Below are 22,794 nucleotides of genomic sequence, written 5' to 3' on the forward strand. Positions count from 1 at the left end.
ATTCTTATTTTAATATAAGAGTTTCGCGGTGTAGCTCAGCTGGCTAGAGCGTCCGGTTCATACCCGGGAGGTCGGGGGTTCGATCCCCTCCGCCGCGATTATACATTTGGAAGAGCCTGGACCTTTAGCTCAGTTGGTTAGAGCAGACGGCTCATAACCGTCCGGTCGTAGGTTCGAGTCCTACAAGGTCCATTGTGACGTTGTTTATAGTTTTATTTTTATCATGGAGGATTACCCAAGTCCGGCTGAAGGGAACGGTCTTGAAAACCGTCAGGCGGGTAAAACCGTGCAAGGGTTCGAATCCCTTATCCTCCTTTCTTAGGAATTAAATTTCCTTGGTCTAATTATCGCGGGGTGGAGCAGTCAGGTAGCTCGTCGGGCTCATAACCCGAAGGTCGTAGGTTCAAATCCTGCCCCCGCAATTGCTTTTGATTTCAAAAGCACATAAAAAGAAAAGTATGGTTTGGTAGTTCAGCTGGTTAGAATGCCTGCCTGTCACGCAGGAGGTCGCGGGTTCGAGTCCCGTCCAGACCGCCATGCGGGTGTAGTTTAGTGGTAAAACCACAGCCTTCCAAGCTGTTGTCGCGAGTTCGATTCTCGTCACCCGCTTTTCTTTTTGGGCCTATAGCTCAGCTGGTTAGAGCGCACGCCTGATAAGCGTGAGGTCGATGGTTCGAGTCCATTTAGGCCCATAATTTTATAAAATGGCCCGTTGGTCAAGCGGTTAAGACACCGCCCTTTCACGGCGGTAACACGGGTTCGAGTCCCGTACGGGTCATAGTTTTGTTACGGAGGATTACCCAAGTCCGGCTGAAGGGAACGGTCTTGAAAACCGTCAGGCGGGTAAAACCGTGCAAGGGTTCGAATCCCTTATCCTCCTTTCTTAGGAATTAAATTTCCTTGGTCTAATTATCGCGGGGTGGAGCAGTCAGGTAGCTCGTCGGGCTCATAACCCGAAGGTCGTAGGTTCAAATCCTGCCCCCGCAATTGCTTTTATTTTTTAAAGCATACATTTGCATAAAGCAAAAACGAATTGGTTTGGTAGTTCAGCTGGTTAGAATGCCTGCCTGTCACGCAGGAGGTCGCGGGTTCGAGTCCCGTCCAGACCGTTTTTGGCTCGGTAGCTCAGTTGGTAGAGCAATGGATTGAAGCTCCATGTGTCGGCAGTTCGATTCTGTCCCGCGCCATCCAAGAAAAATTTGCGGGTGTAGTTTAGTGGTAAAACCACAGCCTTCCAAGCTGTTGTCGCGAGTTCGATTCTCGTCACCCGCTTTTTTCTTATTTGGGGCCTATAGCTCAGCTGGTTAGAGCGCACGCCTGATAAGCGTGAGGTCGATGGTTCGAGTCCATTTAGGCCCATTTATTTCTTGGGGAAGTACTCAAGTGGCTGAAGAGGCGCCCCTGCTAAGGGTGTAGGTCGGGAAACCGGCGCGAGGGTTCAAATCCCTCCTTCTCCGTTTTTTCTTTTTAATGGCCCGTTGGTCAAGCGGTTAAGACACCGCCCTTTCACGGCGGTAACACGGGTTCGAGTCCCGTACGGGTCATAGTGAAGCATACAAACAATGTTTGTATGCTTTTTTTATTTTTATTACAAAAAAATGTCGTTGAAAGCGTTGACATTTGTTGTAAATATGTTATTCTTTGGATGTAGGGATAAGTAAATAGATGGATAGTGATTGTTTAAAGACAAGCTAAACCTAATTTTTTCATGAAGCGACAGGTGTGTCGTTCTTTTTGAAGAAATTGGGTTTTTCTTTTTTCAACGAAACACAAAGGAGGTGGGGCATTGATTATTCACAAAATTTTAAACAATAATGTGGTTATTACATTAGATGATGATAAACGAGAGCAAATTGTTATGGGCAAAGGAATTGCTTTTAAGAAACGCATTGGTGATTGGGTTCCTGATGAAAGTATCGATCAAGTTTTTTATTTAGCCAATCAAGAAACATCACTTAAGTTTCAAGAATTGTTAGGAAATATTCCTTTAGAGATGATGAAACTCTCGGATGACATTATTGTTTATGCAAAATCAACGTTGAAAAAGAGTTTGAATGATACCATTTATATTTCTCTGACGGATCATTTGTACACAGCTTTAGAAAGAAAAAAACAAGGAATTGCAATTAAGAATTTATTATTATGGGATATTAAACGTTTTTTTCCTGAAGAGTACGAAGTAGGAGTAAATGCTTTAAAAATGGTACAAAAGCGCGTAGGAATGGAATTGTCAACGGATGAGGCAGGTTTTATCGCATTGCACTTGGTAAATGCGGAGATGGAGGAAGAAGTCGGTAATATTTACGAATTGACAAAGTTGATGCAAGAGATTACAAATATCGTCAAATACTATTTTAAGGTAAGTTTTGATGAAGACTCTGTTTACTTTTATCGATTTAGCACACATTTAAAATTTTTCTGTTATCGCTTATTACACCAACGTGAAGTTGTCGAAAATGATGATGAAGAACTGTATGCGGTAATTAAAAAGAAATATCTCAACGCCTATCGTTGCGTGGAAAAGATCAGCTTGTATTTAAATGAGAACTATGACTATCAAGTTTCAAATGAAGAACGCTTGTACCTAACGATTCACATTGCACGAATTGTACAAACAACGGAACAATAAACGCACCACTTTGGATAGTGACATTCAGTTGGCTAAACCTTCAAATGAAAATAAATTTTTGGAGGAAAAAAAGATGGGAAAATATCATGAACTAGCAGAAAAAATTGTAAAAAATGTCGGTGGGCAAGAGAATATTAATAGTTTGACACATTGTATCACACGTCTTCGCTTCAAATTAAAAGATGAGAGTCAAGCGAATGATGATGTCTTAAAAAATATGGATGGTGTGGTAACTGTTATGAAAAGCGGTGGACAATACCAAGTCGTTATTGGGAACCATGTTCCAGCCGTTTATGAAGAAGTAGTTAGTATTGCAGGCTTGTCAGGAGAACGTGAAGAAGAAGCTTCCAGTGGGAATTTATTTGATCGCTTAATAGATATTTTAAGTGGTTGTTTCCAACCCTTTTTAGGGGCGTTAGCAGCGGCTGGGATGGTCAAAGGGTTAAATGCCTTATTGGTTTTCTTAAAGCTCTATACGGCTACGTCAGGGACTTATACCATGTTAAATGGGATTGGCGATGCAATTTTCTACTTTATGCCAGTTATTTTAGGTTATACAGCAGCTAAGAAATTCCGGTTGCATCCAATGGTAGGGATCGTGATTGGCGCAGCTTTATGTTACCCAACGATTCAAGGAAGTGCATTACAAACGGCCTTTGAAACAACAGCGGGTGCCGGAGCCGCAGCACCGTATAATTTATTCGGTTTACCTGCCTATAATACATTTATGGGGATCCCTTGGGTCGGTGCGAACTATACAAGTAGTGTCGTACCAATCATCTTCATTATTGCTTTTGCGGCACAAGTTCAAAAAGTGTTTAAACGTATTATTCCAGAAGTTGTTCAAACGTTCTTAGTACCGTTTTTCGTCTTGTTGATTGCCTTACCAATTGGTTTCTTAGTAATTGGGCCAATCGTTAGCATGCTAACAGATTTATTAAGCGCTGGCTTTACAGCATTAATGAGTTTCTCACCAGCTTTGTATGGTTTGATTCTTGGTTTCTTCTGGCAAGTCTTAGTTATTTTTGGTTTACATTGGAGCGTTGTGCCATTAGCTATTATGCAAGTGACACAAGAAGGTTCAAGCCAAGTATTAACGGGATCATTTGCAGCTAGTTTTGCGCAAACAGCGGTTGTTTTAGCGATGTTCTTCAAATTGAAAGATAAAAAGTTAAAAGCTTTGTGTCCGCCAGCAATTATCTCTGGTATTTTTGGTGTAACAGAGCCAGCAATTTATGGAATCACTTTACCAAAAAAATGGCCATTTATTTATTCAATGATTGGTGGCGCTGTCGGTGGTTTATATTTGATGATCAACAATGTGACAGCTTATACAATGGGTGGTTTAGGAATTTTCGGTGTGCTAAACTTTATCAATGGTGATGATGCAAGTGGGATGATTCAGTCCTTTATTGCAATTGCCATTGCAGCGGTCGTTGGTTTTGGTCTAACATTCTTCTTCTGGAAAGACAATACAGTTGAGGAAGAAGAAGTGATTATTGATAAAACAACGATTAAAAAAGAAAATATTACAAGTCCAGTCAAAGGACGAGTGTTATCTTTAAAAAATGCAGAGGATCCTGCTTTTGCAAATGGAGCATTAGGAAATGGGGTCGTGATTGAACCAACGGAAGGCAAAGTGGTTGCACCCTTTGATGGAACGATTGTCACACTATTCCCAACAAAACATGCATTAGGTTTGATTTCAGATAACGGCACAGAATTATTGATTCATATTGGGATTGATACAGTTCAATTAGAAGGCGAAGGCTTTGAAGCTTTTGTAAAACAAGGTGACCGCGTGAAAAAAGGTCAAACATTAGTAACCTTTGATTTAGAAGGAATTAAAAAAGCTGGGTTTAGTACACAAATTCCAATCGTTGTGACGAATACAGCGGATTATTTAGATATTTTGGAAGTCGGCAGTAATGAAGTTTCAACAAGTGATGATTTGCTGACCGCTTTAATATAAAAAGATGTGGAGGAAGAGAATTTATGGCATTTAGAAAAGACTTTTTATGGGGTGGCGCAACAGCAGCCAATCAATGTGAAGGTGGCTATAACGAAGGCGGACGCGGTTTGGCAAACGTCGATTTAGCGCCAACGGGTCCAGATCGTTTTCCAGTAATCACTGGTGAAAAGAAAATGTTTAACTTTGATGAAGAACATTTCTATCCTGCACAAGAGGCAATTGATATGTATCATCGCTATAAAGAAGATATCGCCTTATTTGGTGAAATGGGTTTTAAAACATACCGTTTATCCATTGCTTGGAGTCGAATTTTTCCAATGGGAGATGAAACAGAGCCGAATGAAGAAGGCTTGAAGTTCTATGAAGACTTATTCAAAGAATGTCATAAATATGGGATTGAGCCACTAGTAACGATTACACACTTTGACTGCCCAATGCACTTAGTGGAAGAATATGGCGCTTGGCGTAGTCGTAAGTTAGTAGGTTTCTATGAAAATCTTTGCCGTGTAATTTTCAACCGATATAAAGGATTAGTCAAATATTGGTTAACATTTAACGAAATTAATATGATTTTACATGCACCATTTATGGGAGCAGGTCTATACTTTGAAGAAGGCGAAAACAAAGAACAAGTGAAATACCAAGCGGCCCATCATGAACTACTAGCAAGTGCAATTGCGACAAAAATTGCTCATGAGGTAGATCCTGAAAACCAAGTAGGTTGTATGTTAGCGGCTGGTTCCAACTACGCTTATACTTGTAAACCAGAAGATGTTTTCGCTGCTCGACAAGCAGATCGTGAAAATTATTTCTTTATTGATGTCCAATCACGTGGGGAATACCCTGCGTATGCTTTAAAAGAAATGGCCCGTAAAGGTATTCAAATTGAAATGGAAGAAGGCGACGAAGAACTTTTAAAAGAACATACGGTGGACTTCATTTCGTTCTCTTATTATTCTTCTCGTGTCACATCAACAGATCCAGAAATTAATGAACAAACAGCTGGTAACATCTTTGCCTCTGTGAAAAATCCTTATTTAAAAGCCAGTGAATGGGGTTGGCAAATTGATCCACTTGGTTTGAGAATTACGATGAATGACTTATATGATCGTTATCAAAAACCACTATTCATTGTTGAAAATGGCTTAGGAGCGGTAGATACACCAGACGAAAATGGTTATGTAGTCGATGATTATCGTATTGATTATTTGGCGGCGCATATTCAAGCGATGAAAGATGCCGTTGAACAAGATGGTGTCGACTTGTTAGGCTATACGACTTGGGGCTGTATTGATTTAGTATCAGCTGGAACAGGTGAAATGAAAAAACGCTATGGCTTTATCTATGTGGATCGCGATAACGAAGGAAATGGTACGTTAAAACGAAGCAAGAAGAAATCGTTTGATTGGTACAAAAAAGTAATCGCAACAAATGGTGAAGATTTAAGTAATTAATAAAATTAGCAACTATTAAAGGGCGTTTGACGTTGGTAGAAAAAACAAGGACTCTTCTGCCAGCGTCAATTCCCTTGATGGTTTCTTTGTTATGCCTAAAAACAGAGGGAAAGAGGGATTTTATGGGATTTCCAGAAAATTTTTTATGGGGCGGTGCAACAGCTGCTAACCAATATGAAGGTGGCTACCTTTCAGGAGGCAAAGGTCTGAGTACATTAGATGCAATTACTGGTGGTAGTCAAACAGAACCGCGACGGATTACGTATTTAACTAAAGAGGGCCAAAAAGCTTCGTGTACGCGCGATCAAGCATTACCCGAAGGAGCGATTGGTTATATCGATGAAGAGTTATACTACCCTAGTCATGTAGCGACGGACTTTTACCATCATTACGAAGAAGATATCGCCTTATTTGCAGAAATGGGTTTCAAATGTTTTCGGCTGTCTATCGCCTGGAGCCGGATTTGCCCAAATGGAACAAAAGAGATTAATGAAGAAGGCTTAGCCTTTTATGATAAAGTTTTTGATACTTTGCTGCGCCATGGAATTGAGCCCGTTGTGACGATTAACCATTTTGATATTCCGATGTATTTGGCCGATGAATATGATGGTTGGAAAAATCGTGAAGTGATTGATTTCTTTGTTTTCTTTTGCGAAACCATTTTTACACGTTACCAGGATAAAGTGAAGTATTGGATGACTTTTAATGAAATTAATTTTTTAAGAAGTTGGACGCAAATTGGGATTCACAATAATGATAAACAAAGTAAATATCAAGCAGTGCATCATCTATTTGTAGCAAGTGCGAAAGCAGTTGAATTAGGACATTCCATCAATCCAGATTTCCAAATTGGTATGATGGTGGCTTATATTCCAAGTTATCCTTTGTCCTGCAAACCTGAGGACGTGATGGCAGCTGTTCAATTTAACCGAGAGCAAGAATTTTATATGGATGTCCAGGCTAAGGGCTATTATCCAGCGCATAAGCTCAAAGAATTTGAGCGTGAAGGAATGACAATTCAAATGGAGTCAGAGGATTTAGCGATTATTCAAAAAGGAACAGTTGATTATATCGGGTTTAGTTATTATATGTCGACCGTTTCGACTGCTTATCCCGAAGAAGTAAAATATGTCGGAGGCAACCAAATGCCTGCGGTTAAAAATCCTTATTTGCAAGAATCTGAATGGGGCTGGGCTGTCGATCCTTTAGGGTTAAGAATTTCATTGTGTCAGTTGTCAGATCGTTACAATATGCCATTGTTTGTGGTTGAAAACGGGTTTGGTGCGGTGGATACATTGCAAGAGGATGGCTCGATTGTCGACGATTACCGCATTGATTATTTTAAACAACATATTGAAGCCATGAGAACCGCAGTAGAAGAAGACGGGGTTAACTTAATTGGTTATACGCCATGGGGTTGTATTGACTTAGTTTCAGCAGGGACTGGCGAAATGAAAAAACGTTACGGCTTTATCTATGTAGACATGGATGACCAAGGTCAGGGAACCTTGAAACGAACTAAGAAAAAATCATTTAATTGGTACAAACAAGTTATCGCTAGTAATGGTGAAAACTTAACAACTGAGTAGAAAATGAGGGGAAATAAAAAATGAAAAAACGATTGACGATTGTGGGGATGCTTTTTCTGGCCATTTTAGTAATGGTTGGTTGTGGTAAAAATCAGCAAGCAACGACAAAAGAAAAAGAGACAAAACCTGAAGAACTAACTCTTTACATTGTGCGCCATGGAAAAACCATGTTAAATACGACGGACCGCGTACAAGGATGGTCAGATGCGGTCTTAACACCAGAAGGTGAAAAAGTTGTGACAGCAACTGGGATTGGCCTGAAAGATGTTGCCTTTCAAAATGCATATAGTAGTGATAGTGGCCGTGCCTTGCAAACTGCTCAACTTATTTTAGATCAAAATAAAGCAGGCAAAGACCTTGAAGTCGTGCGTGACCCAGATTTACGTGAATTTAATTTTGGTAGCTATGAAGGGGATTTAAACAAGACAATGTGGCAGGATATTGCTGATGATCAAGGTGTTTCCTTAGAAGAATTTATGAAAAACATGACTCCTGAATCCTTTGCCAACAGTGTAGCTAAACTGGATCAACAGCGCGAGGAAAGCAAGAATAACTGGCCTGCAGAAGACTATGCTACAATTACCAAACGTTTGAAAAAAGGCTTAGATAAAATTGTTGCCACAGAATCAGCCAATTCTGGGAATGGCAATGTTTTAGTGGTCTCTCATGGCTTGAGTATTTCAGCGTTGTTAGCAACTTTATTTGATGATTTTAAAGTCCCAGAAGGCGGTTTGAAGAATGCTAGTGTTACAACGATTCATTACAAAAATGGCGAGTATACTTTGGATAAAGTCAATGATGTCAGCTACTTAGAAGCAGGCGAAAAAGAATCAAAATAATCCCTGGATTAGAGAAACAGTCTATTTAGGAGTTGGTGGAGCAAGAAAAGGGTTGCTCCACCAACTCCTATTGTTGTGTTCTTTTTTTATTAAAGGTAGAATCAGAAAGAAGAATTTTTTCATTGGGAGGAAATGAGATGAAAAATAGAACAAAATCACGCTGGAAAAAAATTGTCCTAGGACTTGGGCTTTTTTTAGTAATCTTAGTCATCGGCCTGACTATTTTTATTAAAAATAGTACGTATCAAGCAACCGATTCGGCCTTAAAAATAAGTCAAAGTGCCACGCAAGAAAAAAACTATGATTATTACACAAACGGGCAAAAAAATGATACAGCACTGATTTTTTATCCAGGTGCATTGGTTGCGCCCGCTAGTTATAGTGAATGGGCGCAAGAAGTTGCTACGAAAGGTTACGATGTCTATGTTGTTCATTTTCCTTTGAATTTAGCGGTTCTTGCACCAAATGCTGCAGAACAAATTATAAAGGATCATCCACAACAAAACTTCGTTTTGGCTGGGCATTCTCTGGGTGGTGTGATGGCTAGTCGTTTTGTAGCGGAAAATGAGCAACGAATCAAAGGCATGATTTATTTAGCCAGTTATCCTGACGAAAAAGGTGCACTAAACAAGCAAAATCTGCCGGTTCTGTCAATAACAGCCACAAACGATGGTGTTTTAAATTGGACTAGCTACCAAAAAGCCAAACAGTTTTTGCCAAAAGATACGCAGTATGTATCTATCAAAGGTGGTAATCATGCAGGGTTTGGTAATTACGGTGTCCAAAAAGGAGATAACAAAGCGACAATTTCTAACGAGCAACAGCAAACAGAAATCAGTCAATTGATTGTAGCGTGGCTACAATCACGCCCCAATAAATAATCCGATGAGCCGAAATGTTATTTTTTCGGCTCATTTTTACTGCGATAAACAGAGGGGGTTACGCCTGTTTCTTTTTTAAAAGTGGTGGCAAAATATGCTGCGGTTTGGAAGCCAACTTTTTTCGCGATTTGTTGAATCGTAAGGGGTGAATGGAGAAGCAATTCTTGGGCTTGCCTAATTCGGACGCTTGTTAAATAAGCTAATGGGGTTTGTTTTGTCTGTTCCTTAAAGGTTCGCTGCAAATGAAAGGGACTACCGTGGCAGGCTTGCGCTAAATAGTCTAAACTTAAAGGTTCCGCTGAATGCAGATCAATAAATTGCTTAATTTGAGCAACCCATTCCTCGTTAGGAACGACTTGCCCGGTTGGTTGACATCTTTTACATGGACGAAAACCAAGTGTTAAAGCTTCCTGAGCCGTTTTGAAGATCAGAACGTGGTTCTTGTTGGGCACACGGGAAGGGCACGAAGGACGACAAAAAATTTTAGTTGTGGTCACACCATAAAAAAAATCACCATCAAATTGCGTATTATTATTTTGAATGGCTTCCCAACGTTTCTGAGTAAGTCGATACGTTGTTTTCATTGTAAGCACACCTCCCGTTTTCTTCATTGTAAAAGAATCCCTAATAAAAACAAGTAAAAAGTGATAGGAGCGCAAGATTTTGAAAGCCAAAAGAATTATAATGAAGATAAGAAAACACGAGAAAGAAGTGTAGAAATATGGCAAAAAAGATTTATTATGCGCAACAAGAATGGCAGAACGATCACTATTATCTTGGTGTGACAGACGCTGGACTAGCTTTTGTAGGTTCAGCCAATCAATCGATAGAAGAGCTGAAAAACTGGTACCCTCAAGCACAATTAGAAGCTTCTGAAAAGAAAACTGCGCCTTATAAAGAAGCACTAATAAGTTATCTTAACCAATATTCGACAACGTTTGCTTGCCCCATAGACATCGAAGGAACGCCCTTTCAAAAAGAAGTTTGGCAGGCGTTGCAAGAAATACCTTATGGTGAGACAATGACCTATCAAGAAATTTCAGAAAAAATTGGGCGTCCACGTGCGGTTCGAGCAGTTGGCACAGCGATTGGGAAAAATCCTTTATTAATGGTCATTCCTTGCCATCGAGTCATCGGCAGCAAGGGACAATTAACCGGTTACCGTGGTGGTTTAGCAATGAAACAAGCATTATTAACATTTGAACAGTCTTAAAAGGAGGCGGCGATGAACAACTATCAATGGTATACAGAACAATGGGGAAAACCTACAAGAGAGGATGATTTGCTGTTTTTATTGTTGACGGTGGGTGTTTTTCAAGTTGGTTTAAGTTGGAAAGCAGCCGCAGGGAAAAAAGTAGCATTCATGAAAAATTTTTGCCAAATGAAGCCGGAAAAAGTTGCCGCGCTGTTGCCTGACGAAGTCGATCGAATAGTAGCTGATCCAGATATGATTCGTAATCGGCGCAAAATTGAAGCAACCATTAAAAATGCGCAAGCAATTTTAAAAGTACAAGAAGAATTTGGCAGTTTTGCCAATTATCTATGGCAATTTGTAAAAAACGTCCCCGTTTTATCTATTTATGAAGAAGCATACCAAGTCCCACGCACACAGCTTTTGTCAGATAACGTAGCAAAAGACTTAAAAAAAAGAGGATTTTCTTTTGTAGGTCCGATTGTCACCAATATGTTTCTGAAAGCTAGCGGGATTATCCAGGTGGAAATTTTAAATCCAGAATAAAGGAGTGTTAGGATGTTTGAAAATGAATCTCTTAGTTTTGAAGAACAAACAATTATTCAAGCAGCAGAGCGTTATGTTCAACAAGAATTAGCCAACGAAGCAAGTGGCCATGACTGGTGGCATATTTATCGAGTGACACAATTAGCAAAAACAATTGCAGAGAAAGAACAAGCAAATTTATTTTTATGTATATTAACAGCATTGTTACATGATATTGGCGATGAAAAATTTAACGAAAGTGAAGAGGCTGGCTTGCTAAAGGTGCAACAATGGTTGGAAGCAAATAACGTATCAACAGAGCAAACGAATCACATCCTTTCCATTATTGCTAATATGTCCTTTAAAGGAGGAAATACTGGGAAAACAGTTACTACATTAGAAGGAAAAGTGGTCCAGGATGCGGATCGACTAGATGCCATCGGCGCAATTGGAATTGCACGGGTGATGGCTTATTCGGGAAATAAAGGCCGTTTAATTCACGATCCTCACAAACAACCTCGTGAACAGTTAACCCAAGAAGAATACCGGAATGGGGAAGATACTGCCATTATGCATTTTTATGAGAAACTTTTAAAGTTAAAGGAACAAATGAATACAAATTATGGTCGCTTATTGGCGGAAAAGCGTCATCAATTTATGGAACTTTATCTGGAGGAATTTTATCAAGAGTGGGATGGACACCGATAAATGAGGGCCAACTAAAACAGTCAGTACATTTCTTTTTGAATTTTAAGAGAACTCTTTTTTACAAATACCTCAGAAGTGGTAAAATGATGGATGAATAAACGGGTGGTTTATCTTAGTTTTACGTTACATATAGGAGGTAATTATGGAGACAAAAAAATCGAGTGGCATGTTTGCAGTTATTGCCGCACTGATTGCGAATATTTTAGTAGCGATTAGTAAATTTGTTGGTTTTGCTTTAAGTGGTAGTACCGCTATGATGAATGAAAGTATCCACAGTGTCGTGGACTGTAGTAATCAGGTGTTATTACTTTTTGGGAATAAGCGCGCTTCTCGTGGACAAAGTGCGTTACATCAATTTGGAGAAGGCCGTGCAAAATACTTTTTTAGTACAATTGTTGCAACGATGCTCTTTTTTGGTGGGGGCGCGTTAGGCGTAATGGAGGCTATTCAGAAGTTACTGCATCCCTCTCATGAAGTAGAAAATGTGGCTATTGTCATTGGTATTTTAATTTTTGGTTTGCTTGTGGAAGGTAGCTCTTTGCGTGTAGCGATGAAAGAAATCAAAGAATTGAATACAGAGAAGTTATCGCTCTTAAAATTTTTGCGAGAAAGTCGTCACAGTGAAATTTTAATTATTTTTACGGAAGACTTTTGTGCGGTTATTGGTTTGTGTTTAGCTTTGGTGGGAACCCTTTTAACAATGGTAACTGGGATTGCTGCATTTGATGCTATCAGTGGTTTACTGATTGGTTTACTATTAATGTGTGCAGCCATTTTCTTAGCGAAAGAATTTTATAGTTTGATTATAGGAGAAAGTGTGACCGCTACAGATTTAGCAAAAATTAAAACTGCATTTGATCGGGCGGATGTTGAAAAACTAATTGATGTAAAGACCGTTCATTTAGGTCCAACTGAAATTTTAGTAGCGGCAAAAATTGATGTGGTAGAACCAATGGAAGAAGATGCACCTGATGTTGTGAATGCGATTGAACGAGACATTCGCAGTAAAATGCCTGATAAAAAAATCTATATCTATATTGAAGTTGACGATTATGATGTGAATTACGTTCGTAAATAACAAATGAAAGAATAACTTTAAAAAACAATATGGGGGAAGAAACGATGCAAGAGGCAATTATAACAAGTACAGTAGATTTAACCAGTGGTGGTTGCAACGCCTGTGGTTTAGTGGAAGATACCGTCTACACATTAGCAATGAATGGAGTGGACATTCCGTTAGATGGCTTGACTGTTGCTCATCTAGTTTCTGCTGTTGTTGCCAGAAATGGATTTAAACAGGAGCTGCAAATGGATATGCTAGATGACGAATATATCCTTTATCGAAAAGAAGACACAGCAGTAACTTTTAAAGAAACGTACAATCATTTAAGCTACGATAACGGTTCTGAAAAAATCCAATCTAAAAATAAACTGGAAGATTTACCAAAACTTTTTGAACAAGTCAATCAAATCCTAACAACTGTTTTTGGAATTGAAACTGTCGATTTTATTATAGAATAAAGTAAAAAATAGAACAGAAATTGGACAATCAATGAGTGAAAGAGATTGTCCAATCTCTGTTTTTTAATGTATAAATAGAAAATAAAGACAAAAAATGATTAAGTTAAGTGAACGCCTTTATCGACATAAATGATGTCACCGACCACACCACTAGCTAGTTCACTGACTAAAAAGGCACAAGTGTTTCCGACTTCTTCAATGGTTACACCTGTTTTATCTGGTGTCCGCTCATTAGAAATACTAATCAATTGATCGTAGTCTTTTACACCAGTCACAGCCAATGTTTTAATCGCTCCTGCGGAGATTCCGTTGACACGAATTTTATCTGCAGCTAATTCAAAAGCTAAATATTTCACGGCAGTTTCTAAAGAAGCTTTAGCAATCCCCATCATATTGTAGTTAGGAATCGCACGTTCGGAACCTAAATACGTCAATGTGACAATTCCTGAACCAGGATTTAACAAAGGTTTCGCATAATGAGTGACTGCTAAAAGAGAGTAGCTACTAATATCTTGTGCTAATAGGAAACCATCACGAGTGATGTCACTAACGTTTCCAGACAATTCTTCTTTTTTGGCAAAAGCAATCGCATGGACTAGTCCATCGATCGTGCCCACTTCATTTTTAATTGTTTCAAAGGCTGCTTGAATGGACGCATCAGAAGCAACATCGCATTCCACCAACAAATCATTTTCATCTGCTAATTTAACCACTTGCTTTTTCATGCGTTCGTTTTGATACGTATAAATAACATTGGCCCCTTGATCTTTTAATGCTTTTGCACAGCCCCAAGCAATACTTTTTTTGTTGGCAACACCCATTACGACGACATTCTTATTTTGTAAAAACATATAAAATCTCCTTTAATAAAAAATTTTTGTTGATAGAATAGGCTTTTCTTCATCAAAATGTAAAAGTTACATTTATTGAGTTGACGAATAAAATTTCAACTGGTATTATCTGTGTGAGAATGATAACAAAATCTTCTCAATTTTCTAATCTTGAAAAAAACAGACATTTTTCCTGATGTCTGAATTATTAACCAAAATACTTTGAAAGTCAAACTATTTTTCTTATTTTTTGAGAAAAAGTGCTGGAAACCGCATGAAATAATAGTTTGATAATCAAAATAAACTCGGAGGTACAGTATGAAAAGAGTGGTCATAACCGGCATGGGTGCCGTAACACCATTAGGCAATACCGTAAAAGAATTTTGGCATAATCTAGTGGATGGCAAGCTAGGAATTGGCAAAATTACTAAATTTGATTCTGAAGATACTGGGGTAGCTTTGGCTGGTGAAGTAAAAGAGTTTGACCCAAGTGCTGTTTTAGAACGCAAAGAGCAAAAAAGAATGGACTTATTTTCTCAATATGGCTTGGTCGCTGCTTTAGAAGCGTGGGAAATGAGTGGTTTAACAGAAGCAACGATTGACCCGACTCGTTTAGGTGTGATTGTCGGTAGTGGGATTGGCGGGATGACTACCTTACAAGACCAAGTACGGGTAATGGATAAAAAAGGCGCAAAACGCGTAACACCATTTTTCGTGCCCATGGTAATTGCTAATATGGCAGCGGGAAATATTTCGATTCGTTTAGGTGCAAAAGGACCTTCTCAAACTATCGTGACTGCTTGTGCTTCTGCGACGAATGCGATTGGTGAAGCTTTTCGCACGATTAAATATGGTTTAGCGGACATGATGGTAACTGGTGGGACAGAAGCCACAGTATGTGAAATTGGGATTGCAGGCTTTGCAGCATTGAATGCTTTAAATACAACAGAAGATGCGACTCGGGCTTCGATTCCTTTTGATAAAGAACGAAAAGGTTTTGTGATGGGTGAAGGCGCAGGAATGCTGGTTTTAGAAGAACTCGAGCATGCACAGAAACGTGGCGCAACTATCTACGGCGAAATTGTTGGCTATGGCAGCAACTGTGATGCTAGCCACATGACCGCTCCTTTAAAAGACGGTAGTGGCGCGGCGGCTGCGATGGAAATGGCGATTGCAGAAGCAGGGATTACACCGGAACAAATTGGGTATATCAATGCTCATGGTACGTCAACCCCAGCGAATGATGCTGCGGAAACAACGGCCATCAAGCGTGTCTTTGGTGAGCGAGCATCGCAAATTCCAATTTCAAGTACAAAGAGTATGACTGGACATTTATTGGGCGCGGCTGGCGGTATCGAAGCGATCGCTTGTGTGCAAACATTGCAAGAAGGAAAAGCTCATCCGACAGTAGGCTACCAAGTTGCTGATCCAGATTGTGATTTAGATTATGTCACAGAAGGTGCACGTGACATTACAGCGGACTATACAATTAGTAATTCGTTTGGCTTTGGTGGCCATAATGGTGTAATTTGCTTGAAGAAATGGGAGGAAAACTAGTATGAAAAAAGTAATGACTGCAACAGAAATTATGGAAATGATTCCTAATCGCTATCCGATTTGTTATATTGATTATGTGGATGAAATTATTCCAAATGAAAAGATTATTGCAACAAAAAATGTAACAATTAACGAAGAATTTTTCCAAGGACATTTCCCTGGAAATCCAACAATGCCAGGCGTTTTGATTATTGAAGCATTGGCACAAGTAGGTTCGATTTTAATCTTAAAAATGGATCAATTTGAAGGTGAAACGGCCTATATTGGCGGTATCAACAAAGCAAAATTCCGTCAAAAAGTGGTCCCTGGTGATGTCTTGAAATTACATTTTGAAATCGTCAAATTACGTGACTTTGTCGGCATCGGCAAAGCGACTGCTTATGTGGAAGATAAAAAGGTCTGCGAATGTGAATTGACGTTTATTGTGGGACGATAAGAATCAATCAATTTTGGATACGTTAGTTTCCCTAAGAAAAGGAATAAGTCACAATGGCTTATTCCTTTTTAAATTTATATAAATAACACTAACGCAAAAAAACATGCTATAATCATAAAAAGCTTACGTGAAGGTGGTAAGCTTATGAGTAAAACAATTTACAGGAGGGTTTTTCTTTTGGATATTTCAGTAGAGTTTTCGGGACATAAATTGGCGAATGTGTTAATGAACGCATCAGGCATTCATTGTATGACAATTAAGGAAATGGACGAGTTAGCGGCTTCTCAAGCAGGTGCTTTTGTCGCTAAGACGGCAACACCTAATCCTCGTCAGGGCAATGAGGAACCACGGTATTTTGATACACCATTAGGAAGTATTAACTCAATGGGCTTGCCTAATTTAGGGATTGATTATTATTTAGATTATCAGATTGCACGTCAAAAGGAATTTCCTGAGGAGTTACGCTTTTTATCTGTATCTGGTATGAATTATGAGGAAAATATCGCTATTTTAAAAAAAGTGCAAGAAAGTGAATACACAGGAGTGACAGAATTTAATTTGTCTTGTCCCAATTTGCCTGGTAAACCGCAAATTGCTTATGATTTTGAATTAACAGAAAAGCTTTTAACAGAAGTTTTCCAATTTTTTACTAAACCATTAGGTGTAAAATTACCCCCATTTTTTGATATTGCACATTTTGACGCAATGGCTGAAATTTTAAATAAATTCCCTTTAGTATACGTGAATAGTATTAATAGCATCGGTAATGGTTTATATATTGACAGTGACAAGGAAGAAGTGGTCATTAAACCAAAAGGAGGCTTCGGTGGACTGGGCGGCGAATATGTCAAACCAACAGCGTTAGCCAATGTTCGTGCGTTTGCGCAACGTTTGAAACCAGAAATCAAAATTATTGGAACGGGCGGTATTACATGTGGAAAAGATGTTTTTGAGCATCTTTTATGTGGTGCGACATTAGTACAAGTCGGCACACAATTGCATCAAGAAGGTCCACAAGTTTTTGAGCGTCTAGCCAAAGAATTACAAGAAATCATGGCAGCAAAAGGTTATGAAAGTATTGAAGAATTTCGTGGGAAATTGAAAGAGATGTAACAAAAAAACCGTCAAGAAATTTTCTTGACGGTTTTTTGTTATTTCACAGCCTTAACATTTTCCATAAAGGCTTCCAAATATTCAGGTTGTGTTAATTGTTGATTACAGGTGTCGCTATCATGGCAAATGTAATTGCCTTTTTTCGTGTAGGTTCCGTCACCGCCTGATTTGGTGGTAGCTAGGAACATAGACACATTCGTGATTGTTTGACAGATGGAGCAAACACCTTTAACAATGGTGGGTGAAAGGGTGCCGTGGACGCCGATTAATTTATTTTCTCGATAAGCTAAGATAAATTTTTTCTGAGTCCCAGCGTCGTTCCAACCGACATAGGTATTGTTCCGTAAATCCATGTTTTCCCACTCAGGAATCTTTAACTTTTTCACTTTGCGAAAGACTTTCGTGACTTGTGGTGTTGAAGGTTCTTTAAAGGGCAGCACGGTTTCTTTTAATTCGTCTAAATATTTTTCAGCACGTGCGCGTGTTAAACGACGATCCATCACTTTGTCCAACAAAATCGTAACAGCAGGGTGTTCTTCTGGAAATAACCCATTGATTTTTTCGACACATAGGGCCTGGACAGTTTTGACAGTCGTAGCATCGTTAACAGACGTATAGGTGTTTAGTAACACAGCGACTTGTTCTTTAATTATGTTAAATTGGTAAGGTTGAATAGTTGGGTTCATGATTTTAAATTCCTTTCAAATAGACCGAGTACATACGCTGAAAGGCAATTTGTCTCACCAACGTATGTTTAGTGACAGACAACCTCATGTGTTTTTGATAAAGATAGCGTTTGACGTATCATATCATCACCCCCTTTAATGATTGATTTTTTCTATGTAAAAAGTGAAAATAATTGATGAAAGCTTGGTAATTCTAACGCAATTCAAGAAAAAAGGCAAGTTAAACTCGTTTTATTTCCCAATTCAATGTCTGGGGAGTGATAAACTTCTAAAAAAGATACGTGATTTCCTAGATTAATCCTAGGTTATTTGCTACAATAATGAAGAATTAACCAGAGAAAAGGAGAAATTACAATGATTGCAGCAAGCGATTTAAAAGCCGGTATGACTTTTGAGCAAGACGGCAAATTAATTAAAGTAATGGAAGCTAGCCACCACAAACCAGGTAAAGGTAACACGGTTATGCGTATGAAATTAAAAGATGTTCGTACGGGTTCTACAACAGATACAACAATGCGCCCAGATGAAAAAGTGAAAAAAGCGCACATCGATACAAAACCGGTTCAATATTTATACAGCCAAGATGATATGGCTATTTTCATGGATTTAGAAACATATGAACAATATGAAGTACCAACTGCTTTAATTGAAGAAGAATTAAAATATTTACTAGAAAATATGGAAGTAAAAATTCAATTTTATGGTGAAGAAGTCATTGGTTTAACTTTACCAACAACGGTAATCTTACGTGTTGCTGAAACGCAACCTTCAATCAAAGGCGCAACAGTAACTGGTTCTGGTAAACCCGCTACAATGGAAACAGGATTAGTTGTTAACGTTCCAGATTTTGTTGAAGCAGACGAATTATTAGAAATCAATACTGCGGAAGGTACGTATTTAAAACGTGCTAAATAAGTAGCAGAAAAACAGAAGGCTAGCCTTCTGTTTTTTTGGTCTATTAATTCTTTTGCCTATAAGAAAACCATTGGTGTGATAGGAAATAGCAATCGTTAGAATCGTTGACACTAGAAAATGGGAAATGGTATAGTTTGGTCAACACATGACGAAGGAGGAAATCAACCATGACGAAAAAACAAGCAAGCCTTTTTTTAGAAACGGAAAGCTGTTGTTGTATGGTGCAAAATAGTGCAGCATACTCTTTTGTGATGGGGAAAACCTCCGTTATTTCTGAAAAATTGCCTAACACGATTCCTCTCTGAATCTAGACAACCAGAAATAAACAAAAAAGGTGCTGATGCGATCAGCACCTTTTTGTTTTATGTACATGTATTAGAAGGAGGAATTCGCTATGATTGTTCAGTCAATTTTAGACACAATCGGAGCAACACCATTATTTGAATTTACAAGTGAACAATATCCTATGCCAGAAGGCACTAAAATTTATGCGAAACTAGAATATTTGAATCCAGGTGGCAGCGTCAAAGATCGGCTTGGTGTGCATCTTCTCAAAGAAGCAATGAAAACGGGAAAGATAAATCAAGCCACAACAATTATTGAACCGACAGCAGGGAATACAGGGATTGGACTTGCATTAGCTGCCAGTCAACTGGGCCTCAAGACAATCTTTGTTGTGCCAGAAAAATTTAGTCAGGAAAAACAACAGCTGATGCAAGCGTTAGGTGCTAAAATTGTCCCTTCGCCAACAGAGCAAGGGATTGTCGGAGCGATAACTAGTGCCCAAGACTTAGCCAAGGAAATTCCTAATAGTTACGTGCCGTTACAATTTGAAAATCCGGATAATCCTGCTGCTTACTACGAAGGATTAGGGCCTGAAATTGTTCAAGACTTAGGCGGAAAGATTACTAGCTTTGTCGCAGGTTTAGGCAGTGGTGGAACGTTTGCAGGTGTTGGCAGATATCTCAAAGAACAAAATAGTAAGACGCAATTATGGGGCGTGGAGCCAGAAGGTTCAATTTTAAATGGCGGACCTGCACACGGACATGAAATCGAAGGCATTGGCGTGGAGTTCGTGCCGCCTTTTCTTAAACAGATTCCTGTGGACGGCTTTTATACCATTTCAGACGAGGATGGTTTTTTCTGGGTCAAACAATTAGCCAAGAAAAGCGCTTTGCTGGTGGGAAGCTCCAGCGGCGCAGCATTTGCGGCGGCATTAAGAGAGGCGCGCCGCTTACCAGCAGGCAGCACAATTGTAACTATTTTTCCTGACGGTAGTGACCGTTATTTATCAAAAAATATTTATTCTTAGGAGGAAAACTTTTATGAAATTCAATACCAAATTAATTCATGGCGGCATTAGCAAAGACACAACAACAGGTGCAGTGAGTGTTCCTATTTATCAAACGTCAACCTTTGAACAAAATGGCGTGGGCCAGCCAAAAGAATATGAATATTCTCGTTCAGGTAATCCCACACGTCACGCGTTAGAAACCTTAATCGCTGAGTTAGAAGGTGGGAGCCATGGCTTTGCGTTTAGCTCAGGCTTAGCTGGTATCCATGCAATCATTTCTATGTTTGGACCCGAAGATCATATTTTATTAGGTGACGATGTCTATGGGGGCAGTTTCCGTTTATTGGACAAAGTATTTGTAGCAAATGGGTTAAGCTACACGATTGTAAACGCCAGTGACTTATCAACAATTGAAGCCGCAATTCAGCCAAATACAAAAGCCTTGTTTTTGGAAACACCAAGTAATCCACTGTTAAAAATTACAGATATTGAAGCGGCGGCTAAGCTTGCTAAAAAACATCAGTTGTTAACCATTGTCGATAATACGTTTGCAACGCCTTATTTTCAACGGCCGTTAGCGTTAGGTGCTGATATTGTGGTTCACAGCGGGACAAAATATTTAGGGGGCCATAGTGATGTAGTTTCTGGTTTAGTCGTAACGAATCATCCAGAAAGCGCAGAAAAGATTGCCTTTTTACAAAATGCGATTGGCGCTGTTTTAGGACCACATGATAGTTGGTTGGTCCAACGTAGTTTAAAAACATTAGGCGTCCGGATGGCAGCGCATGCCCAAAATGCTCAAAAAATCGCAGAATTTTTAGAAGCGCATCCAGCGGTAGCAACGGTGTATTATCCAGGACTAGCGAGTCATCCTGGTCACGAAATTGCGCAAAAACAGATGTCGGGATTTAGTGGCATGATTTCTTTTGAATTAGCCAAGGATGAGCAAGTCGTTCCTTTCGTAGAAGCGTTGGAAATTTTTACTTTAGCGGAAAGTTTAGGTGGCGTAGAAAGTTTAATTGAAGTACCTGCCATTATGACTCACGCATCTATCCCCAAAGAAAATCGTGAAGCCGTGGGAATTAAAGATGGACTCATTCGTTTATCTGTAGGAATTGAAGCAGTCGAAGATTTGTTGACTGATTTAGAAAAGGGATTACAAGCATAAACAAAAGGCCCTCGTCTTTAGACGAAGGCCTTTTGTTTATAATTCTTCTCCATTCGTAGCAATCACTTGTTGATACCAAGCAAACGATTTTTTCTTTCGCCGCTCCAACGTTCCGTGACCATCGTTGTCTTTATCTACATAAATGAAGCCATACCGTTTCTTCATTTCGCCTGTACTAGCGCTCACTAAATCGATGAATCCCCAAGGTGTGTAGCCCATCAAATCAATGCCGTCATACGCAACGGCTTCTTTCATCATCTCAATATGTTCACGTAAATAAGCGATTCGGTAAGTGTCGTTAATCGTTCCGTCTGGTTCTAACTCATCAATAGCACCAAAGCCATTTTCGACAATAAAAAGTGGTAATTCATACCGATCATTGAACCAATTCATTGCATAGCGTAAGCCCATAGGATCGATTTGCCAGCCCCAATCAGATGTTGCTACATAAGGATTTCGCACCAAGTCTTTTGCTTCATTGTAGTCAAAAGTAGGGGCCTTTTCTGCACCTTTTACAGCAAACGACATGTAATAGCTAAAGCCAATATAATCAACACAGCCATTAGCTAAATCAGTTAAATCTTCTTTTGTGACATCTAATGAAATGTTTTTTCGTTTCAAATAGCATTGAATTGCACTTGGATAATGACCGCGGACATGAACATCGGTAAACCAATAACGTTTTTGCATTGCGCTAACACTCATCATCATATCCTCAGGATTACAAGAATAAGGATAAATAGGCACCATCGCAATCATACAGCCAATTTGGAAGTCGGGATTGATAGCGTGGCCAATTTTCACTGCACGTGCGCTAGCGACTAGTTCATAATGAGCAGCCTGATACATAATTGCTTCGCGGTCTTCTCCTTCCTGGTAAGCAATACCAGAGTTAGTAAAAGGTGCAAAATCTTCTTCATAATTGGCTTGGTTGTTAATTTCGTTAAAGGTCATCCAATATTTGACTTTTTTCTGGTAACGAGTGAAACAGACTTCAGCAAATTTGACAAAAAAATCAATGACCTGGCGATTGCGAAAGCCGCCATATTTTGTGACTAAATGATAAGGCATTTCAAAGTGAGACAGTGTGACGACTGGCTCAATACCATTTTTCAAACACTCGTCAAAAAGTGCATCATAAAAACGGAGACCTTCTTCATTGGGCGTTTCTTCATCTCCGTTAGGAAAAATTCGTGTCCAAGCAATAGAGGTTCGGAAACAATTTAAACCAAGTTCTTTGAATAGTTGAATATCTTCTTGATAGCGATGGTAAAAATCAATCGCTTCATGGTTAGGATAGTGTTCATCTGGTAAAACGCCTGCGGTAATTTTACGAGGGACGCCATGTGCACCGGCAGTCATTACATCCGCCACGCTCACCCCTTTACCGCCTTGGTCCCAGCCTCCTTCTAATTGATGAGCAGCGACAGCGCCGCCCCAAAGAAAATCATTTTTCAAAATTGACATATCGTTTCAGTCCTTTGT

Annotated in this window: 22 protein-coding genes and 17 tRNA genes (1 of these 39 cut by a window edge); 35 read left to right on the forward strand and 4 right to left on the reverse strand. The window is 39.3% G+C overall.

Features of this window, described 5'->3' with window-relative positions; genetic code table 11:
- From IGJ37_RS01150 to IGJ37_RS01260, 23 genes are all read left to right on the forward strand, one after another.
- Window position 1, forward strand: a tRNA-Ala gene (locus tag IGJ37_RS01150) (it extends 72 nt beyond the left edge of the window).
- A 23-nt stretch (window positions 2-24) separates the two neighbouring features.
- Window positions 25-98: transfer RNA gene (locus IGJ37_RS01155), tRNA-Met, on the forward strand.
- Window positions 99-118: 20 nt separating this feature from the next.
- A tRNA-Ile gene (locus tag IGJ37_RS01160) sits at window positions 119-192 on the forward strand.
- 33 nt (window positions 193-225) lie between these two features.
- Window positions 226-315: transfer RNA gene (locus IGJ37_RS01165), tRNA-Ser, on the forward strand.
- Between the two features lie 33 nt (window positions 316-348).
- Window positions 349-422, forward strand: a tRNA-Met gene (locus tag IGJ37_RS01170).
- A gap of 38 nt (window positions 423-460) precedes the next feature.
- Window positions 461-537, forward strand: a tRNA-Asp gene (locus IGJ37_RS01175).
- Between the two features lies 1 nt (window position 538).
- A tRNA-Gly gene (locus tag IGJ37_RS01180) sits at window positions 539-609 on the forward strand.
- Window positions 610-618: 9 nt separating this feature from the next.
- Window positions 619-692 (forward strand) — tRNA-Ile (locus tag IGJ37_RS01185).
- Window positions 693-706: 14 nt separating this feature from the next.
- Window positions 707-778, forward strand: a tRNA-Glu gene (locus IGJ37_RS01190).
- A gap of 12 nt (window positions 779-790) precedes the next feature.
- Window positions 791-880, forward strand: a tRNA-Ser gene (locus IGJ37_RS01195).
- Window positions 881-913: 33 nt separating this feature from the next.
- Window positions 914-987 (forward strand) — tRNA-Met (locus IGJ37_RS01200).
- A gap of 48 nt (window positions 988-1,035) precedes the next feature.
- Window positions 1,036-1,109: transfer RNA gene (locus IGJ37_RS01205), tRNA-Asp, on the forward strand.
- A 5-nt stretch (window positions 1,110-1,114) separates the two neighbouring features.
- A tRNA-Phe gene (locus tag IGJ37_RS01210) sits at window positions 1,115-1,187 on the forward strand.
- A 14-nt stretch (window positions 1,188-1,201) separates the two neighbouring features.
- Window positions 1,202-1,272, forward strand: a tRNA-Gly gene (locus tag IGJ37_RS01215).
- Between the two features lie 13 nt (window positions 1,273-1,285).
- Window positions 1,286-1,359, forward strand: a tRNA-Ile gene (locus IGJ37_RS01220).
- A gap of 10 nt (window positions 1,360-1,369) precedes the next feature.
- Window positions 1,370-1,457 (forward strand) — tRNA-Ser (locus IGJ37_RS01225).
- A gap of 15 nt (window positions 1,458-1,472) precedes the next feature.
- Window positions 1,473-1,544: transfer RNA gene (locus IGJ37_RS01230), tRNA-Glu, on the forward strand.
- Window positions 1,545-1,786: 242 nt separating this feature from the next.
- Window positions 1,787-2,629, forward strand: a complete 843-nt coding sequence (gene licT / locus IGJ37_RS01235; protein ID WP_002355181.1) for a BglG family transcription antiterminator LicT — start codon at window positions 1,787-1,789, stop codon at window positions 2,627-2,629.
- A 73-nt stretch (window positions 2,630-2,702) separates the two neighbouring features.
- Window positions 2,703-4,601, forward strand: coding sequence for a beta-glucoside-specific PTS transporter subunit IIABC (locus IGJ37_RS01240; protein ID WP_002358327.1), 1,899 nt, complete (start codon window positions 2,703-2,705; stop codon window positions 4,599-4,601).
- Window positions 4,602-4,624: 23 nt separating this feature from the next.
- Complete coding sequence (locus tag IGJ37_RS01245; RefSeq protein WP_002355183.1) at window positions 4,625-6,055, forward strand: 6-phospho-beta-glucosidase; 1,431 nt, start codon at window positions 4,625-4,627, stop codon at window positions 6,053-6,055.
- Window positions 6,056-6,177: 122 nt separating this feature from the next.
- The gene (locus IGJ37_RS01250; protein WP_002377891.1) at window positions 6,178-7,644 is read left to right on the forward strand and encodes a glycoside hydrolase family 1 protein; all 1,467 of its coding nucleotides are present in this window, start codon (window positions 6,178-6,180) and stop codon (window positions 7,642-7,644) included.
- 20 nt (window positions 7,645-7,664) lie between these two features.
- Entirely contained in the window at window positions 7,665-8,483 is an 819-nt protein-coding gene (locus IGJ37_RS01255) for a histidine phosphatase family protein (protein WP_002355185.1), read from the forward strand.
- A gap of 137 nt (window positions 8,484-8,620) precedes the next feature.
- A complete protein-coding gene (locus tag IGJ37_RS01260) occupies window positions 8,621-9,364 on the forward strand; it encodes an alpha/beta hydrolase (protein ID WP_002383919.1) in 744 nt (247 codons plus the stop codon).
- A 17-nt stretch (window positions 9,365-9,381) separates the two neighbouring features.
- Here IGJ37_RS01260 and IGJ37_RS01265 read toward each other — a convergent pair whose 3' ends face one another.
- Window positions 9,382-9,975 carry a bifunctional transcriptional activator/DNA repair enzyme AdaA gene (locus IGJ37_RS01265; RefSeq protein WP_002375748.1) on the reverse strand — a complete coding sequence of 198 codons (594 nt, stop codon included), beginning with the start codon at window positions 9,973-9,975 and terminating at the stop codon, window positions 9,382-9,384.
- Window positions 9,976-10,085: 110 nt separating this feature from the next.
- Between IGJ37_RS01265 and IGJ37_RS01270 the strand changes: the two genes are divergently transcribed.
- The 5 genes from IGJ37_RS01270 (at window position 10,086) to IGJ37_RS01290 (ending at window position 13,310) form a co-directional block, all read left to right on the forward strand.
- Entirely contained in the window at window positions 10,086-10,577 is a 492-nt protein-coding gene (locus IGJ37_RS01270; protein WP_002407451.1) for a methylated-DNA--[protein]-cysteine S-methyltransferase, read from the forward strand.
- A 12-nt stretch (window positions 10,578-10,589) separates the two neighbouring features.
- Window positions 10,590-11,102, forward strand: a complete 513-nt coding sequence (locus tag IGJ37_RS01275; RefSeq protein ID WP_002355189.1) for a DNA-3-methyladenine glycosylase I — start codon at window positions 10,590-10,592, stop codon at window positions 11,100-11,102.
- 12 nt (window positions 11,103-11,114) lie between these two features.
- Entirely contained in the window at window positions 11,115-11,789 is a 675-nt protein-coding gene (locus IGJ37_RS01280) for an HD domain-containing protein (protein WP_002355190.1), read from the forward strand.
- Window positions 11,790-11,931: 142 nt separating this feature from the next.
- Entirely contained in the window at window positions 11,932-12,867 is a 936-nt protein-coding gene (locus tag IGJ37_RS01285; protein ID WP_002355191.1) for a cation diffusion facilitator family transporter, read from the forward strand.
- A 29-nt stretch (window positions 12,868-12,896) separates the two neighbouring features.
- Window positions 12,897-13,310: a DUF4809 family protein gene (locus IGJ37_RS01290; protein WP_002396253.1), complete on the forward strand. Its 414-nt coding sequence runs from the start codon at window positions 12,897-12,899 to the stop codon at window positions 13,308-13,310.
- A gap of 98 nt (window positions 13,311-13,408) precedes the next feature.
- On the opposite strand, the gene fabI is transcribed toward IGJ37_RS01290, so the two are convergent.
- The gene (fabI, locus tag IGJ37_RS01295) at window positions 13,409-14,161 is read right to left on the reverse strand and encodes an enoyl-ACP reductase FabI (RefSeq protein ID WP_002358338.1); all 753 of its coding nucleotides are present in this window, start codon (window positions 14,159-14,161) and stop codon (window positions 13,409-13,411) included.
- 297 nt (window positions 14,162-14,458) lie between these two features.
- Here fabI and fabF point away from each other — a divergent pair, with 297 nt between their 5' ends.
- The 3 genes from fabF (at window position 14,459) to IGJ37_RS01310 (ending at window position 17,246) form a co-directional block, all read left to right on the forward strand.
- On the forward strand, window positions 14,459-15,697 hold the full coding sequence (fabF, locus tag IGJ37_RS01300; RefSeq protein ID WP_002358339.1) for a beta-ketoacyl-ACP synthase II: 1,239 nt from the start codon (window positions 14,459-14,461) through the stop codon (window positions 15,695-15,697).
- 1 nt (window position 15,698) lies between these two features.
- A complete protein-coding gene (gene fabZ, locus IGJ37_RS01305; RefSeq protein WP_002355197.1) occupies window positions 15,699-16,133 on the forward strand; it encodes a 3-hydroxyacyl-ACP dehydratase FabZ in 435 nt (144 codons plus the stop codon).
- A gap of 144 nt (window positions 16,134-16,277) precedes the next feature.
- Entirely contained in the window at window positions 16,278-17,246 is a 969-nt protein-coding gene (locus IGJ37_RS01310; protein ID WP_002386045.1) for a dihydroorotate oxidase, read from the forward strand.
- A gap of 38 nt (window positions 17,247-17,284) precedes the next feature.
- On the opposite strand, the gene IGJ37_RS01315 is transcribed toward IGJ37_RS01310, so the two are convergent.
- Window positions 17,285-17,932 carry a FusB/FusC family EF-G-binding protein gene (locus IGJ37_RS01315; RefSeq protein ID WP_002361142.1) on the reverse strand — a complete coding sequence of 216 codons (648 nt, stop codon included), beginning with the start codon at window positions 17,930-17,932 and terminating at the stop codon, window positions 17,285-17,287.
- 354 nt (window positions 17,933-18,286) lie between these two features.
- Between IGJ37_RS01315 and efp the strand changes: the two genes are divergently transcribed.
- From efp to IGJ37_RS01335, 4 genes are all read left to right on the forward strand, one after another.
- The gene (gene efp, locus IGJ37_RS01320) at window positions 18,287-18,847 is read left to right on the forward strand and encodes an elongation factor P (protein WP_002355202.1); all 561 of its coding nucleotides are present in this window, start codon (window positions 18,287-18,289) and stop codon (window positions 18,845-18,847) included.
- 167 nt (window positions 18,848-19,014) lie between these two features.
- On the forward strand, window positions 19,015-19,152 hold the full coding sequence (locus IGJ37_RS01325; RefSeq protein WP_002366057.1) for a hypothetical protein: 138 nt from the start codon (window positions 19,015-19,017) through the stop codon (window positions 19,150-19,152).
- A gap of 89 nt (window positions 19,153-19,241) precedes the next feature.
- Window positions 19,242-20,159, forward strand: coding sequence for a PLP-dependent cysteine synthase family protein (locus IGJ37_RS01330; protein ID WP_002361143.1), 918 nt, complete (start codon window positions 19,242-19,244; stop codon window positions 20,157-20,159).
- Between the two features lie 13 nt (window positions 20,160-20,172).
- Window positions 20,173-21,309: a cystathionine gamma-synthase gene (locus IGJ37_RS01335; protein WP_002370176.1), complete on the forward strand. Its 1,137-nt coding sequence runs from the start codon at window positions 20,173-20,175 to the stop codon at window positions 21,307-21,309.
- 36 nt (window positions 21,310-21,345) lie between these two features.
- Here IGJ37_RS01335 and genA read toward each other — a convergent pair whose 3' ends face one another.
- Complete coding sequence (genA, locus tag IGJ37_RS01340) at window positions 21,346-22,776, reverse strand: 6-phospho-beta-glucosidase GenA (RefSeq protein ID WP_002358345.1); 1,431 nt, start codon at window positions 22,774-22,776, stop codon at window positions 21,346-21,348.
- Window positions 22,777-22,794: the final 18 nt, after the last annotated feature.

This window comes from Enterococcus sp. AZ104 (assembly GCF_050546705.1).
GTDB lineage: Bacteria > Bacillota > Bacilli > Lactobacillales > Enterococcaceae > Enterococcus > Enterococcus faecalis.